The sequence below is a fragment of the Mogibacterium kristiansenii genome, assembly GCF_029224645.1.
GTDB classification, from domain to species: domain Bacteria; phylum Bacillota; class Clostridia; order Peptostreptococcales; family Anaerovoracaceae; genus Mogibacterium_A; species Mogibacterium_A kristiansenii.
Genome location: NZ_JAQXUZ010000009.1, coordinates 22,188 through 39,187, shown reverse-complemented (window position 1 = coordinate 39,187; position 17,000 = coordinate 22,188). Strand labels below are relative to the sequence as shown.

The following is a 17,000-nucleotide window of genomic DNA, read 5'->3' as shown; positions in this document are numbered from 1 at the left end:
CTTCAGTTGGCTCTTGTCAAGCACTTTTTTCAAACTTTTTTAAAAAGTTTTCAGTGCCCACGAGCGCATCCAATGCCACAAAGGCTTGGAGCCTGCACGCTGCGCCTCCGAGAAGCGTTCGCTTTTCGGTGACGACAAGATAAGATTATACGCGCCTTATGAGCACTTGTCAACAACTTTTTAAAACTTTTTTGAAATGGATTAGTTGCAAAAGCAATTTCACCTCGTCCACGCCATACTTCCTGTCTCCTAGCCGAAGAAACGCTTGATTTCGATTTCCGCATTCTCCACGGAATCCGATCCATGAATCAGATTATATGTGGTGCTGGAAGCGAAATCCCCGCGAATGGTGCCGGCCGTTCCGTCTTCGAACTTGGTTGCGCCCATGAGAATCCGCATTCCTTTTACCGCATTCTCACCTTCCACGATCATCGCCAGAACCGGGCCGGATGTCATGTATTCCAGCATACCCGGGAAGAACGGCTGATCCGCCACGTGTGCGTAATGTTCCCGCAAAATCTCCTCGCTCAGCGTCATCATCTTCGCCTGGGTGATTTTGTACCCCTTGTCCTCAATTCGAGCAATCACTCTGCCCATCAGGCCGCGCTGTACGCAATCCGGCTTCAGCATGATGTAAGTTCTCTCCTGTGCCATAGTTTTCCTCCTAATTATATAAAAAAATATTTTCACGGCCGCAAAGTTTTCCGACCGTTCATTAGCGATTTCGGTTGCCTACGCCCTTTCCGAATTGTTTTTACCGGCGAGCATATCCACGAATTGTTGTGCCACTCTTCCGGATTCTCCGCCGTGACGCGTCGCCCATCGGTCCGCCTCCAGCAGCAGTTCTTCCTCCGGAAGATTTACGCCCTGACGCTCCGCTAAAGTGCGTACGATGTCGTGGTATTCTTGATGCGCCGGCTTGTAGTAAGCGATGCTGACGCCGAAGCGGGCGGACAGTGACAGTTTCTCCGCCATGGTATCGTTCTTGTGCACATCGTTGGCATCGGTTTCCTGTCGGTCCGCAAAGCTTTCCCGAATGAGGTGGCGGCGGTTGGACGTGGCGTAGATCAGCACGTTGTCCGGACGCACCTCCAGGTCGCCCTCGATAACCGCCTTCAGGTACTTGTATTCCGTCTCTGCGCTTTCAAAGGACAGGTCGTCCATATAAATTATGAAACGATAATTTCGGCTCTTAATAATGCTGATGATTTCCGGCAGGTATTTGAAGTCGTGCTTGTACACTTCAATCATCCGAAGTCCCCGGTCATAATAGTGATTCAGCAGTGCCTTGATGCTGGTGGATTTGCCGGTACCGGCATCGCCGTACAGAAGCACGTTGTTGGCCGGCTGTTCGTTCAGGAACGCTTCCGTGTTGTCGGTCAGTTGCTTTTTCTGGCGCTCATAGCCCACCAAGTCGCCCAGCACCACACCGCCGGTGGCGGTAATCGGCACGATCTCCGGTCGGCCGTCCTGCACCGCAATGCGAAAGGCTCGGTTCATTCCGAATTTTCCCACGCCGTAGTGACGATAGAATTCCATCACGATATTGTACATTTCTTCCACGGTTTCCGCCCGGTCGATGTCCTCGCTGAGTCGGCACACCCGAACGCTCACGTTGCGGTTGAAGAACTGCTCTTTTTTCGGCACCGATCTGTAATTCGTGATCAGCCGGAAGCAATTCAACCCCAGAGCTTGCTCCATTTCCGTAAAGTCGTAATCGAACAGCTGCTTAAAAATGGCGAAGTCGTTCATGGCGAAGTCGTTCACCGTCCCCTCCACGCTGCCGTTCTTCTCCGACACCAGCGTGAACGGATTCTCCGTCATGGCAATCAGGTATGCCAGATAGTTCTGCCACAGATTCCGGTCAAAACCGTAGGCAGTGCTCACATCCATCAAATCGTGAATCTCATCCAAAATCCGGTCCGTCAGATGAGCCGGCTCGTAATTTCCGGAATCGAAATCCCGGCAGATGTCCGCCATGCGAAACAGGATGGAATCCTTCCCGATATTTCGGTAGATTACTAATTTCGATACTAATTTGTACATCGCTAATCTCTTTTTCCTCGTTCCAAAATTCTCTTAATCATTGTAAAAGTATCTTATCTATGATATCTCAGACTTCCGATTTTTTCAATAGGCGCGCTTTCGATAACAAAAGAAGGTGTTACATGCAAGCACGTAACACCTTCCAATAATTCATCATTCTATCTTAATTAAAAATCATAAACCTGTTTCTGTAGTACAGATTACTCTTCCGAAGTACCCCAGGATTCCAGCTTGTTGGAGAATCCCCACAGGATTGCACCGAATACGATTACTACAGCTGCGCAGCCGCCGTAACCCTTGGTGAAGTCCATGGTGTTCAGGAAAGCATACAGTCTTGGATACAGCTGCTGAGCCAGGAATACGGCGACTGGCCATACACCAAGCAGCAGACCCAGCAGTTTAGCCGGAGCGAACTTGGAGATGAAGGAGTTACCCAGAGGGGAGAATACCATCTCACCTACGGACATCAGCAAGCATACCAGAGCCAGCCACATTACGGAGCACTGACCGTTGTCACCGGCGATGTTGTTCGCAACTACCATTACCACGTAAGAAACACCCAGCAGGATGCAGCCCAGAGCGGTCTTTCTGAACATAGACATGTCGCCCTGCGGTCTCTGGGACAGCTTACGCCATACCATAGCCATAACCGGTCCAAGGATGATGCAAACCAAAGCGTTTACGGAGTCGAACCAGGATGTAGGAATCTGGAAGCTTCCGATGTACCAGTTCGCCTTGTTCAGGAAGGCATCTCCATCACCATAACCGAATCTGTAGTATGCTGGCATGTAAGCCATGTACCACAGCATCCAGAATATTGCAGACAGCAGGGTCAGCAGGATGACAGCAACAACCTTCTTCTTGTCTCCGGATGTGAGCGGAGCTGCTGCTGCAGCTCTCTTCTCTTCGGATACGAATTCACGGGTATCCTTCTTGAACGGAGTCTTGCCGGCTTCGCCCAGAGCCTTCTTTCCACCGACGGTGAACCAAATCAGGTCGATGATCAGCAGCGCACCGCATAGTGTGAATACGCCGGTGAAGCTCATCTTTCCGCTGGTAGCCAGAACGGCGATGAAAGTAGTTCCGATGAAGGAACCGATGTTAACGAAAGAATACTGAAAGGAGAATGCTTCGTCCAGTTCTTCCTGATCGGAGAACAGAAGTCCGTTAACGCCGGACAGGTTTCCCTTGAAGAAACCGGTACCAACAGCAACGAGAACGATCATTACCCATACCATCTTCAAATCTGTTGCCATTCCGGAAATGATGTAGCCAACACCCATCAGCAGCATACCAATCTGTACGCACAGTCTTGGGCTGATGAAGTGGTCAGCGAGATATCCACCGAATATCGGTGTGATGTAGGTCCATGCTACGAAAGAAGCGGAGATAGCCGCACCCTTCGCATCGTCAAGTCCGAGACCACCGGATGTTGTGTTAGTCGCAATCCAAATGGCCAGCAGATACTTTACAGTGTAGAATGCCATACGCTCGAATGTGAAACCGAGTGCGCAGACATAAAACCCAAATGGCTTACCTTTTTTTGCAGTTTCCATTTTACTTTTACCTCCTAAAGAAATAACGATAAATGATGAATAATTTACATCAGGCTCCTTTGTCTCGAACCTGACAAAGCCTTGGTTATTCCCACACCCATTGAATAAAAATATCTCAAATTCGATGGGACACAGGCTGTAATTAAACTATGGCTAGACCATGGTCTAATCCTACTCTGTGATTCTATCACCATAGCTTCACATTGTAAACACTTTTAAAAGCTTTTTTTGATTCTATGCAAATTTTTAATACTTTTTTTGTTATCTATTGGAAATCTATCAGTTATTCTATTAATCATTTCACAAAATTTCATTTGTCAAGGGGAATTTTTGCTATTTCAAAACTTTTTTTACTGCATCTACAATGTCGCTTGCGGTCATGCCGTATTTCTCCAGCAGCTCTGCCGGCTTTCCGGATTCGCCGAAGGTGTCCTTCTGACCCACCATCTCGATTCGGCACGGTGCGTTCTGCACGACCACTTCTGCCACAGCACTGCCCAGGCCGCCGATAACGGAATGCTCCTCTGCCGTTACGATAGCACCGGTTTCCTGTGCTGCCTTGATAATTGCCTCTGCATCGATCGGCTTGATGGTGTGCATATCCAGAACGCGCGCAGAGATACCCTCTTCTGCCAGAGTTTCTGCAGCGGCCATCGCATCGGCTACCAGAATGCCGGTTGCGATAACGGTCACGTCAGAACCCTCTCTCAGCTGAGTCGCTTTTCCAATCTGAATCTTCTCTGCCTGCTCATCAGAATACAGCACCGGAACGCCGGATCTTCCCAGACGGATGTATGCCGGACCGTCGAAATCCACAGCCGCTTCCAGCAGCTTGCGCGCGCTGACAGCATCTGCCGGACACAGTACGGTCATGCCCGGAATCTCTCTCATCAGGGACAGATCTTCAAAAGTCTGGTGGCTGGCACCGTCTTCACCGACGGTAATTCCCGCATGGGTCGCGCAGATTTTTACGTTTGCGCCGGTATATCCGATGGAGTTTCGAATGATTTCATAGGCTCTTCCGGCAGCGAACATGGCAAAGGTGCTGGCGCATACCACGTGACCGGACAATGCGATTCCGGTGGCCTCCGCATAGAGGTCCTGCTCCGAAATACCGCAGTTCACGAAACGTTCCGGATATGCTTTTGCGAAATTCTTTGTCTTTGTGGAACCGGAAAGGTCCGCATCCATTACCACCAGGTTCGGTCTCTTGGCACCCTCTTCCACCAGAAATTCACCATACGCTTCTCTGGTTGCAATCTTCTTTACATCTGCCATTACTGTACACCTCCCAGTTCTTCCATTGCCTGCCGGAACTGCTCGTCGTTCGGCGCCTTGCCGTGCCATCCGGCCTGATCTTCCATGAAGGATACGCCGTGGCCCTTATGGGTCTTGGCGATGATTGCCGTCGGCTGTCCCTTTACCGTCTTGGCTTCATCCAGCGCCGCCAGAATTTCCGGGAAGCTGTGTCCATCCACGTTAATCACGTGCCATCCGAAGGTCTGGAACTTTCCGCTCAGCGGCGTTACCTTCTTTACGTCATCTACCTTTCCGTCAATCTGCAGGCCGTTCCAGTCCACAATCAGCACCAGGTTGTCCAGGTTCCGATGCGCTGCGGACAGAGCCGTCTCCCAGATAATGCCTTCCTGCAGTTCGCCGTCTCCGCACAGAGCATACACTCTGCCCGGATTTCCGTCCATCTTTCCGGCCGTCGCCATACCAACCGCAACGGAGAAACCCTGTCCCAGAGAACCGGTGGACATCTCCAGTCCCGGAACTTTATGCATATTCGGATGTCCCTGGAAGTGACTTCCGATTTTTCTCAGGGTCATCATCTCTTCCACATCGTAGAATCCTCTCTCTGCCAGAGTCGCATAGAGCGCCGGTACTGCGTGTCCCTTGGACAGCACGAACTTATCCCGACCTTCCATCTTCGGATTCTCCGGATTGATATTCATGGTATCGAAATAAAGCGCCGTAAGAATGTCCGTTGCGGACAGGGAACCACCCGGGTGGCCCGAACCGGCTTCGTGGATTGCGCGAATGACATCCACACGAATCTTGCGAGCTGTTTCTTTCAGCTCATCATAATTTCTGTTACTCACAACTTCCTCCTGTTCTTGCTTGTGCAAACATAGATTCATTATATTCATATAGCAATAGGTTGTCCATAGCTATAAATTCAGGAAATATTTTGCCATGATGAAATACGTGCCCAACGATACCATATCCGTCAGGGATGCCATCATCGGTCCGGACATCAATGCCGGGTCGATGCCGATTTTTTTTGCCCCCATCGGAAGCAGCCCGCCGAAGCACTTGGCAATGATGACGATCAGCAGCATGGAGACGCACACCGTCAGCGCCACCAGCGTGCCGTTGTGGTCCAGCAAAATAATTCGCACGAAGTTCACCGCACTGACGCAGATGCCGATCACGATGCTCACTCGGAACTCTTTCCAGAATACCTTTAGGGCGTCTCCCATTTCGATTTCGCCGGTGGACATTCCCCGCACCACCAGGGTAGTGGTCTGGGTTCCGGAGTTTCCGCCGGTGCCCATCAGCATCGGCATGTATACCACCAGCGCCACCACAGAGGACAGGGCATCCTCGAACCGGGCAATCAGCCCGCCGGTGATGAAGTAGGAACACATCAGCAGGAGCAGCCACGGCAGCTCCGCCTTGACGTGGTCCATGACCGGCATGTCCAGATATTCCTTGTCGGTGGAATCGATGACACCGCCCATACGCTCGATATCCTCCGTCATCTCCTCTTCGATGACGTCCAGAATATCGTCGACGGTGATAATGCCCACCAGGCGGCCCTCGTTATCCACCACCGGCAGCGCCAGAAAACCGTACCGCTTGAACAGGTCCGATACCTCTTCCTGGTCATCGTCCACGTGAGCCAGAATAATGTCTTCATGCATGAGTTCCGACACCTTCTCGTGATCCGGTGCGATTACCAGCGACCGAAGAGACACGATGCCAATCAGCTTTCTCCCCCCGGAAAGCACGTAGGCCGTGTAAATCGTCTCCGAATCCATGCCCACTTCCTTGATGTGAGCCAGCGCCTCCTTGGTCGTCATATCCTTCCGCAGCTCGATGTAGTCCGGCGTCATCAGGGAGCCGGCGCTGTTCTCCTTGTACCGCAGGAAGGTGTTGATCTGCCGCCGCTCATTCTTCGGCGTTTTCTCCAGGATTTTGTCCACCAGGTTCGCCGGAAGCTCCTCCAGCACGTCGATCATATCGTCGAAATCCAGCTCGTCCAGAATGTACTGAATTTCCGGATCCGTGATGATATTAATGATTTCCACCTGATTGTCCACATCCATGTTCGGGAACACCTCAACGGACACGTCTTTCGGCAAAGTCCGAAACAGCACCACCGCTTTCTGCATGTCGTATTCCCGCATGACGTCTTCCAGCATCTCCGCGATATCCACCGCATTGAACTTCAGCAGTTCATCCCGACACTGGAAATACTTTTTCTCCTCCAGGAGGCTGAAAATCTTCTCTTCCGAATATTCAAAAGTTTCGTCCATATCCTGAATCGAATTATCCATAGTTCCTCCCCCTTTCCGTATAGTATGTAAAAACAATTTATAAAAACAATTTCGTTACGCTTCGCTTTGTCCGATCATCCCCAAGATGTCCTCCTCCGTGATGATCGACACGCCCAGCTCCCGAGCTGCCCGATTCTTGGAGGAACCGGATTCCGGATTGTTGGTAATCAGGTAATCCGTGCTGCCGCTGACGCTTCCGGCCACCTTTCCGCCCTCTGCCTCAATGGCCGCCTTCAGTTCCTTTCGGTTGCCGAAGTGATTGAGGGAACCGGTAATGACGAACACCTTTCCCGCCAATCCGGTACCTTGCTCCTCGTAGGATTCGTCCAGATGCAGCTTGGCAATCAGTCGATTCACCATTTCCTCATTCTTCGGTTCCCGGAAGAAGCCGGCAAAATCCTTTGACATCACGCTTCCCACGCCGTCGATGTCCAGCAGTTCCTCTTCCGTCAACGCCTGAATGGTCTGCCACCGATTTCGACAGGCACGGGCAATCTGATTCGCCATGGTGACGCCTACCCCCGGAATTCCCAGGGCCGTCAGCACCCGAGCCGGCGTGGTGTTTCTCGCAGCTTCGATGGAGTCCAGCAGATTCCTGCAGGATTTCTCCCCAAAACCGTCCATTTCTATAATTTCTTCCCGGTACGTTTCCAGTTCAAAGATGTCCGGGAAGGATCGAATGCATCCCATGCCGATCAGCTTCAGTAAAGTCTGCTCGGAAAGCCCCTCGATATTCATGGCATCCCGGGAGACGAAGAGAGAAAATCTTTTTACCTGCTTCGCCAAGCAGTCCGGATTGGTGCAGGTCAGCACTTTGGTGCCGCCGTCCGACTGCACCCGCGCCTCTCCACCGCACACCGGACAGGTCTCCGGGATGTGGAAGTTGCCGCTCTTGGTGAGGTTCCCGCTGATCTGCGGAATGATCATATTGGCTTTGTACACCGTAATTCGGTCTCCGATGCCCAGCTTCAAATCTTCCATTATATTGATATTGTGCACCGATGCCCGGCGAACCGTGGTTCCCTCCAGCTCCACCGGATCAAAAATTGCCACCGGATTCAGCAGTCCCGTGCGGGACGGGCTCCACTCGATTTCCCGAAGCACCGTTTCCGCCTGCTGATCCCGCCATTTAAAGGCCATGGCATCCTTCGGGAACTTCGCTGTGGTTCCCAAGGAAGCGGAATATGCCAAATCCTCTAGGGTCAGAACCAGTCCGTCCGACGGAATCTCAAAGGTGGGAATCCGCGTTTCAAATTCATCGATGGCCGCCAAAAGATTCTCTCGGTCCACCTTCCGGTATTCCACCACGTCGAACCCCTGCTCCGCCATCCATTTCATCTGGACTTCCCGGCTGTTCTCGAAGTCCACCTCCGGCGCCTCACTCAAGGTAAAGGCGTAGAAGTTCACGTTTCGCTCCGCCGTAATCCGGCTGTCCAGCTGGCGCACACTGCCGCTGCACAGGTTCCGCGGGTTCTTGTATTTCGCATCCGCATCGTCGATGGCCGCGTTGATTTTCTCAAAATCCTCGTAGCGAATCACCGCTTCTCCTCGTACCACTGTATGTCCCCGATGGGGAATGGTGCGGGGCACATTCCGGAATACCCGGGCGTTAGGGGTAATCACCTCGCCCACATCGCCGTTTCCGCGGGTCACCGCCTTGGCCAGCTTTCCTTCTTCATAGGTCAGCACCACCGTCAGACCATCCAGCTTCCAGGACAGCAGCGCCTCCCGGTCGCCCAGCCAGGAACGCAGCGCCTCCCGGTCCTTGGTTTTATCCAAACTCAGCATCCGCCGAGCGTGACGCTCCTTCGGCAGTTCCGACTGCACCGTATAACCCACGTTCTGAGACGGACTGTCCTCGGGAACGTATCCGCTTTCCGCCTCCAGCCGCAGCAATTCATCGTACAGCTCATCGTATTCGTAATTGGTCATGATCTCGCTGGCGTCGTCGTAGTAGGCCCGGGCGGCCTCGTTCAGCTGCGCCGTCAGATCGTCGATTCTCTTTCTGATATCTTCCATTAATCTACCTTCTCAATATTTACAAAACCCTTGCCGATTTTCTTAATTCCCACGGAATCAAAGGCGATGGTAAGGATTTTTCCCGAATCCTCAATCAGCATTCCTTCTCCGAATTTCGGGTGGCGCACTTTATCGCCGGCCTCCAGGCCCTCGTTGGAGAACTTCTTCCGAGTCTGCTTCTTCGCATATCCCAAACTGTCAAAAGGCTTCCCGCCATCCGGTCCGGAATATCCATCCTCCGTGCCGTGGCTTCTCCCCTTGTAAAAATAATCTCCGAAAAGCCCACCGTCTCCGGCAATGCCTCCCTGTTTCGCCTGGCGTTCCTTCACGGTCTCGCCGTCGATGTACTGCTTGTCCATCTCGTCCAGGAACATGGATTCGGACGTGTAATCCGTCCGGCCGTACAACATCCGGGTCTCCGCCCCGGTGAGATACAGTTTCTTCTTCGCTCGGGTGATTCCCACGTAGCAAAGGCGCCGTTCCTCTTCCAGCCGTCCCTCTTCATCAAAGGAAGCGGTTCCCGGGAAAATCCCGTTCTCCATTCCCGGAATGAATACAATCGGAAATTCCAATCCCTTGGCGCTGTGCAATGTCATGAGCACCACCGCATCTTCCGACTCATCCCGATTGTCAATATCCGACATCAGCGTAATCCGTTCCAGGAAGGCCGCCAGTGGTGTCGGCTCATCCACCGGAAATCCGGCTTTGGCCAGGGCTTCCCGTTCTTCTCTCAGCTCCTCCTGATGGGCTGCCTCGTCTCCGTTCTCCAGGCTCTTCTCGAACTCCGCCACCACGGATTTAAATTCCATGATATTCTCGATGCGTCCGTCCGCCTCCACCGTATCTGCGGCCTCTAAGGCGCCCAGATAACCGGAACGGTTTAGAATATTGTCGTACAGATCCACCAGGGTCAGATTGTCCAGTTCCCCTCGAAGATCCTGAATCATCTGCACGAATTCCTGCAGGGCCTTTCCCGCCTTCTTTGGGAGAGATGCCATCACCTGCGCCTCGCAAAGAGCCCGGTAAATGCTGATTCGGTATCCGGAGGCATAGGCCTGAATGCCGGACAGAGTCTTTGCTCCAACGCCCCGCTTTGGCTCGTTGATAACCCGCAGCATGGCCACATCGTCATCCGGATTTTCCACCAGGTGCATGTAGGCCATCACGTCCTTGATTTCCTTACGGTCATAGAACCGCAGTCCCGCCAGCACCCGGTACGGAATTCCCCGGAAGGAGAATTTCTCTTCAAATGCACGGGACTGGGCGTTTTTCCGATACAGCACCGCCATATCGCTGTAGGGATATCCCGCCTCGTGCAGGCGATCGATTTCACTGCCGATATACCAGGCCTCCTGCTTCTCGTCGGGCAGTCGACGGTAGGTGATCTTCGCTCCGTCCTTTTTCTCCGTCCACAGAGCCTTCTCCTTCCGGCCCTTATTGTTGCAAATGACGGAGTTGGCCAGGTTCAGAATATTTCCGTCGGAGCGGTAATTCTGCTCCAGCTTGATGGTGGTCACCTCCGGAAAATCCTTCTCGAAATCCAGAATATTCCGAATGTCCGCCCCTCGCCACTGGTAAATGCACTGATCGTCGTCCCCCACCACGCAGAGGTTCCGGTTGGTCTTGGACAGCAGGTGAATCAGTTTGTACTGCAAGTAGTTGGTGTCCTGATACTCATCCACCATGATGTATTGAAACCGGTTTCGGTAATATGCCAGAATCTCCGGATCCGCTTCCAGGAGGCGCACCCCGTTGAGAATCAGGTCATCGAAATCCATGGCGTTATTCCGCATCATTTCCTTCTCGTATTCCCGATATACTTGATATACGGTGTTCGCTCGGAAGTCTCCGGAATTCTCCGCAATATATTTTTCCGAGTTCTGCTCCCGCTCCTTAGCATTGCTGATGGCGCTGATTACATAGCTGACGGGATAGGTCTTTTCGTTGATTTCCAGGGCCTTCATAATCCGCTTCACCAGGGATTTTCGGTCCGTCTCATCGTACACCGTGAAACCGGTCTTATATCCCAGCACCTCGCACTGATATCGAAGCATCCGAAGACACATGGCATGGAAGGTCATGATCCACATTCCCCGGGTCCGTGGAACCAGGCTTTCCACCCGATCCCGCATCTCTCCGGCCGCCTTGTTGGTAAAGGTCACCGCCATAATTTGGGCCGGGTTCACGCCCTGCTCAATCATGTACGCAATTCGATGGGTCATGGTGGTGGTCTTCCCGCTTCCCGCTCCGGCCAAAATCAAAAGTGGCCCGTCAATATGCTTCACTGCTTTCTGTTGTTCGCTGTTCAGATTTGATAAATCCATTAATCTCTTCCTTAATATATGTATAAATTGCGTCCGCAGGAATGCGGGCGTAAAAATATCTGACCGTCTGTAAAAGAATCTATCCGAGTCTCGCCGTTTTCAATGTTTTCGACGGTACGGATTTGTTTTTTCTATCGACATTTTATTTTAGCATAATAGCGATAAAAACAAAAGATTTTAACGGCGGTGCAAGGGGTTCTTTCACGTTGTAAGAATTGGAATCACTTTCTAGATTGTGTTTTGTCTCTAGATTGTATACTTTTTTCGCGTGCATTGACACTGCATATCGAGAGTGCTAAAATCAAAGTGCGATTGGGAAAGAGTCAATCGCAAGTATATTTAGTTTTTTATAAGGAGAAGAAAATGGCTAATATTTCACAGAAGTACATTGACATTGCTAAGAAAAATTATCCACATGAACCAGAATTTCTTCAGACTGTTGAAGAAGTACTGACTTCTATCGAGCCTGTTCTGGAAGCACATCCGGAATACGAGAAGGCCGGTCTGGTTGAAAGACTGATCGAGCCTGAAAGAAGCATTACCTTCAGAGTTCCTTGGGTTGACGACAACGGCGAAGTTCACGTTAACAGAGGATACAGATTCGAGTTCAACAGTGCACTGGGACCGTACAAGGGTGGTCTGAGATTCCAGGCTAACGTATATCCTGGCATCCTGAAGTTCCTGGGATTCGAGCAGATCTTCAAGAACTCCCTGACCGGTCTTCCTATCGGCGGCGGCAAGGGTGGTTCCGACTTCGATCCGGCTGGCAAGTCTGATGCTGAAGTTATGAGATTCTGCCAGAGCTTCGTTACCGAGCTGTACAGACACATTGGTCCGAACGTAGACGTTCCGGCTGGTGACATGGGTGTAGGCGGCAGAGAGATCGGCTACATGATGGGTCAGTACAAGAGAATTACCAGACAGTACGACGGAACTTGGACCGGTAAGGGAACAACCAACGGCGGTCTGAACGGAAGAACAGAAGCTACCGGTTTCGGTATTGTATTCTTCGCAAGAGAGGTCCTGAAGCACTTCGGTGAGACTCTGGAAGGCAAGTCTGTAGTAGTTTCCGGATTCGGTAACGTATCTTGGGGAACTATTACCAAGCTGGTAGATCTGGGTGCAAAGCCAATCACAATCTCCGGACCGGATGGATACATCCTGGACGAGGAAGGTATCACCACACCAGAGAAGATCGAGATGCTGCTCTGGCTGAGAGCAAACAGCCCAATGGCTTGTGCTCCATACGCAGAGAAGTTCCCGAACGCTAAGTTCATCCCTGGAAAGAGACCTTGGGAAGTTAAGGCTGATCTGTACATGCCATGCGCAATGCAGAACGACATCACTCTTGACTGGGCGAAGGAAATGGTTAAGAACGGCGCTAGATACCTCATTGAAGGTGCTAACATGCCTACAACCAACGAAGCTATCGCTTATCTGCAGGAGAACGGCGTAGTTGTTGGTCCTTCCAAGGCTGCAAATGCCGGTGGTGTAGCATGCTCTTGCCTGGAAATGGCACAGAACGCTGAGCACCTCATCTGGGATAAGGAAAGAGTTTACAAGGAACTGGAAGGCATCATGGTTCACATCTTCGAGATTACTGAAGCAGCTTGCGCTAAGTACAATCTGGGTGAGAACTTCGTAGCCGGTGCAAACATTGCCGGTTTCGAAAGAGTAGCAGATGCTATGATGATGCAGGGTATTGTATAATCGAACCTTTTGATTATCGATTCACTTCATTGAAGACTCAAAAGAGAGCTGCAGTTGCAGCTCTCTTTTTTTAGTTCTATACTTTTGGTTAGGCCTTGTATCTTCGTATCGGGGAGCAAAATCTTCACATTGCCGCCGGAGTCCGCAACGAAAAACCTGCATGCGGGAGGCAATCTTGGCTTGCGGATTGGGGCGTTGAGCCCAATCCGCAAGCGGTTGCCGATCGCATGCAGGTTTTTCTTATAATTCTATGGTTTTCCCGGCGCGGAGCATGTACAGGTACGCTTCCGTGACCGGAAGTCCGGCCGCCTGTTCCAGGGCAATCCGGTACAGGCGAATCTGTTCTTGATACATTTCCTTCATTTTGGACTCTTCTTCCGAACCGCGATTGCTCTTGTAATCCACCAGGACGATATGGTCTCCTTCCCGGAAGTAACAGTCGATAACACCCTGTACCAGCACGGATTGGTCTTCCACTTCCGTCCGGAGGGTGAACGGTTTCTCCTTCCACAGCCGGTTTCTGCCCGCGGCTTCGGATGCCCGTCTGCCGATATCCGTGGCGAAGAATGTTTTTATCATGTTCAGATCCAAAGCTTCGAAGATTTCCGGGGAGATGGCCCCCTTGTCCATCAGCGATTCTCCCACCTGCCGGATGTATTCCTCGTCCACGACGCCATCGGCAAGGGCTTTGCGGAAATCCAGCCGCTCCATGATGCGGTGGTAACCGGTACCGATCTCCGCACCGGTGATTTTGCCGGATTTCTGGAATTCCGGCTCTTCCAGATCGATGCGTCGCTTTCGGAAGGAGTCCTCCCGAAGGGTGCGGATTTCACTGACGGTATACTTCGCTTTGGTGGACAGGCCTCGGGCATCCGGATATTCGTAGTCCAGTCGCTGTGCCACCAATTCCGCCGCCTGCTCCGCCTTGGCATCGCCCTGGAACCGGTCTCGCTCCTTCTGAAATTCTTCGAAGAGGTTTCGCTTCCGGGTCAGCAGCTGTTTCGGGAAAGGTGCGAACCGATATTCCACCGACGGAATAAAGAGTTTCTCCTTGATGACCTCGTAGTAGCTGCTTTTGCCCGGCAGGCCCCGCTCCAGTTTTTCCGGGGATTTGGCGGTTCCCACTAGAATCAGCTTTTCTCTGGCTCGGGTCAATGCCACGTACAGAACTCGCAGCTCTTCTTGGAAACCCTCATCCCTCTTCTTTTCCATAATCAGGTTCTGAAGAAGGGTTGCTCTCCAGAATTTGTCCTTCCGATTCACATAGGACAGGCTGACACCCATATCGGAATCGAACATGAATCCCTTCCCCAGATTATCCCCCCGCAGCTGCTTGCCCATTCCCGCAACGATAACGAAGGGGAACTCCAAGCCTTTACTCTTGTGAATGGTCATAATACGGACCACATCCGCATCCTCGCTGATCATGGCCGCCTGTCCGGTTTTCACATTCTGCTTTCGGAGGATATCCACGTAGCGGATAAAGCCGTTCAGGGAGGCGACTCCGTTCTCCTGGTAGCCCCGGGCTTTCTCCGCCAGAATCCGCAGATTGGCTTGGCGCTGTCTGCCGCCGTACATGGCGCCGGCGTACAGATAGTAGCCGGATTCCGTCAGCACGTACCAGATGTATTCATCCAGCGGCATTTTGTTGGAGAGGTAGCGCCATTCCTCCAGTTTCTCCTCTGCCTGACGAAGTTTCTCATACAGGGCATCGTCCGCCAATGCTTCCGGATTTTTCAAGCAGTACTCAAAGGCCTTATAGTACGCTCCCCTCTGCCCATTCTCTTTATAAGCGATTCGCACCTTCGCCAGTTCCTCCGGGCTGAACCCGAAAATCTCCGACCGAAGAATGCCGATCAGCGGCACATCCTGATGTCCGTTGTCCAGGAGCTTCAGCAGCGCCATGGCCTGGTGAATTTCCACCGTATCGAAATACCCCTGGTCGTCGTTCACATGAGCCGGAATATCCTGTTCCAGCATGGCTTTGTAGAACACATCGGCGCTTCGGCTGGTGCTCCGACACAGGATGACGATATCCCGCGGGGTGGCGACTCTCCGAACCCCCTGTTTTCCGTCGTAGAACGTGGTGCCGATGATTCCGTTTACCAACTTGGCGATATAAGCGGCCTCCGCTTCCAGCTTCGGAATCGGTTCCCCGTCGTCATCCACCTCTGCCAGTTCATCCGCCGCCCCGTTGTCCTCTTCCAGAAGAATATGTGCCTCCGACTTCAGGTTGAACCGATCGTCTCCCTTCAATCCCTGATACAGCTTCGCATTATCGTCATACCCCGGCATAATCCCCTCAAAAACATCGTTGATGTACTGAATGGTGGCACCGTTGCTTCGGAAATTCTTGTTCAGGTCGATGACCATGGAATCGGTGTTTTCTTCCTTCTCGTACTCCCGCCGCGTATCCATGAAAATCTTCGGGTCGGACTGCCGGAACCCATAGATACTTTGTTTTACATCGCCCACCTTAAAGAGATTGTCCGGCCGGGCGATTTTGGATATGAGGTATTCCTGCAGCTTGTTGGTGTCCTGATATTCATCGATAAAAATAAATCGGAACCGCTTCCGAAGGGTGTCCGACACTTCCGGGTCTTCCAAAATGCGCACCGTGATGTGCTCGATATCGCTGAAGTCCACCAAATCCGATGCCTGCTTCTTCGCATCGAACCGCTTTTCGAACTCCTGCAGGAGCTTCAGATAATAGACCGTGTATTCGTAGGCGGCATCCATCTCCCGGAACCGAGTCTCCGGGCTCGGGTCCATGAATTTATTCTTGAAGTCCTTGATGCGCTTCTTGTACCGGTCCCGCAAATCCGTGCAGTACTCCTTGATGTCCGCGTATTCGTCCTTCTCCTCTTTCTTCACTCGAAAGGTGGCGAATTTCACCGCCCCCCAGGCGGAAGCATCGGGGCCGTCGGCGTGTTCCAAGGAGTCTCGCAGCTCTTCCAGCTGTTCGTAATCCTTGTTTGCGATGGCCACCAGCGAGGCGATGCCGTTCCGGTCCAGCACATCGATCAGCTTTTCGCAATCCTTCAGGGCCTCATCCAACTCCGCCTTTCCCCGCTCTAAGAGCATTTGGTATACGGGGGAGTCCGCCATGGACCCCGACTCCGGAAAACGCAGCATCTCCGCCTTTTCGAAGGCCCAGCGAAAATAGTTCGGCAGGCTTCGGAGTTTGGCGTAGGTGTCCATCATTTCGTTCATCAGCGCCGTCTCGTTTCGGTCGCTGCTGTAGTGCTCCAGGAAGTCCCGGAAGGACCCCCCTTCAATATATCCGTCATTCTCAAAACACTCCTCAAAGAGCTCGTCCATGGCTTCCATCTGAAGGAGCTGACTCTGGGTTTCATCACAGATACGGAAGGTCGGCTCCCGGTCGATTTTATAGAAAAATTCCCGAATCACCCGCAGCGCAAAGCTGTGGAAGGTGGAAATGTAGGAACGATACATCCGATTCAGCTGCCGATTCATCACCGGAGCGCTCTCCGGCACGTCCTTCATGTGCTGCCGGATGGCCCGGGTAAGCTTCAGCTTCATCTCCGCCGCCGCCGCATTGGTAAATGTCACAACCAGCATCTCATCCACGTTGGCTTTTCCCTCCAGGATGATGTGAATAATCCGCTCTACCAGAACCGCCGTCTTTCCGGAACCCGCCGCCGCGGAGACCAGAATGCTTTTATCCAATGTATCGATTGCTCTCTGTTGATCTTCTGTAAAATGTACGCCCATAGTTTCCTCCTGCTATAAATATTATTATATTTATATTTTCTTTG

The 17,000-nt window shown here is 52.0% G+C and carries 10 protein-coding genes; 1 reads left to right on the top strand and 9 read right to left on the bottom strand.

The genetic code is table 11. From position 1 onward, the window contains the following. Positions 1–249 precede the first annotated feature (249 nt). The 8 genes from ndk to PUE40_RS02945 all read right to left on the bottom strand — a co-directional run bounded on the left by ndk (position 250) and on the right by PUE40_RS02945 (position 11,511). Complete coding sequence (gene ndk / locus PUE40_RS02980; protein ID WP_154554817.1) at positions 250–654, bottom strand: nucleoside-diphosphate kinase; 405 nt, start codon at positions 652–654, stop codon at positions 250–252. A gap of 78 nt (positions 655–732) precedes the next feature. Continuing rightward, positions 733–2,046, bottom strand: coding sequence for an ATP-binding protein (locus tag PUE40_RS02975; RefSeq protein ID WP_277671859.1), 1,314 nt, complete (start codon positions 2,044–2,046; stop codon positions 733–735). 200 nt (positions 2,047–2,246) lie between these two features. Then, positions 2,247–3,602 carry a peptide MFS transporter gene (locus PUE40_RS02970; protein ID WP_277671858.1) on the bottom strand — a complete coding sequence of 452 codons (1,356 nt, stop codon included), beginning with the start codon at positions 3,600–3,602 and terminating at the stop codon, positions 2,247–2,249. A gap of 333 nt (positions 3,603–3,935) precedes the next feature. Then, positions 3,936–4,880 (bottom strand): transketolase family protein, encoded by a 945-nt coding sequence (locus PUE40_RS02965; RefSeq protein WP_154554821.1) that lies wholly within the window; start codon positions 4,878–4,880, stop codon positions 3,936–3,938. Beyond that, on the bottom strand, positions 4,880–5,746 hold the full coding sequence (locus PUE40_RS02960; protein ID WP_277671857.1) for a transketolase: 867 nt from the start codon (positions 5,744–5,746) through the stop codon (positions 4,880–4,882). The genes PUE40_RS02965 and PUE40_RS02960 overlap by 1 nt, the downstream gene beginning before the upstream one ends. Before the next feature lie 30 nt (positions 5,747–5,776). After that, positions 5,777–7,168 (bottom strand): magnesium transporter, encoded by a 1,392-nt coding sequence (gene mgtE / locus PUE40_RS02955; RefSeq protein WP_154554823.1) that lies wholly within the window; start codon positions 7,166–7,168, stop codon positions 5,777–5,779. Positions 7,169–7,222: 54 nt separating this feature from the next. Then, positions 7,223–9,187 carry an NAD-dependent DNA ligase LigA gene (ligA, locus tag PUE40_RS02950; RefSeq protein WP_277671856.1) on the bottom strand — a complete coding sequence of 655 codons (1,965 nt, stop codon included), beginning with the start codon at positions 9,185–9,187 and terminating at the stop codon, positions 7,223–7,225. Then, the gene (locus PUE40_RS02945; protein ID WP_277671855.1) at positions 9,187–11,511 is read right to left on the bottom strand and encodes an ATP-dependent helicase; all 2,325 of its coding nucleotides are present in this window, start codon (positions 11,509–11,511) and stop codon (positions 9,187–9,189) included. The genes ligA and PUE40_RS02945 overlap by 1 nt, the downstream gene beginning before the upstream one ends. Positions 11,512–11,874: 363 nt before the next feature. Between PUE40_RS02945 and gdhA the strand changes: the two genes are divergently transcribed. After that, positions 11,875–13,221: an NADP-specific glutamate dehydrogenase gene (gene gdhA, locus PUE40_RS02940; RefSeq protein ID WP_277671854.1), complete on the top strand. Its 1,347-nt coding sequence runs from the start codon at positions 11,875–11,877 to the stop codon at positions 13,219–13,221. Positions 13,222–13,461: 240 nt separating this feature from the next. Here gdhA and addA read toward each other — a convergent pair whose 3' ends face one another. Beyond that, a complete protein-coding gene (addA, locus tag PUE40_RS02935) occupies positions 13,462–16,956 on the bottom strand; it encodes a helicase-exonuclease AddAB subunit AddA (protein WP_277671853.1) in 3,495 nt (1,164 codons plus the stop codon). Between the last annotated feature and the right edge of the window lie 44 nt (positions 16,957–17,000).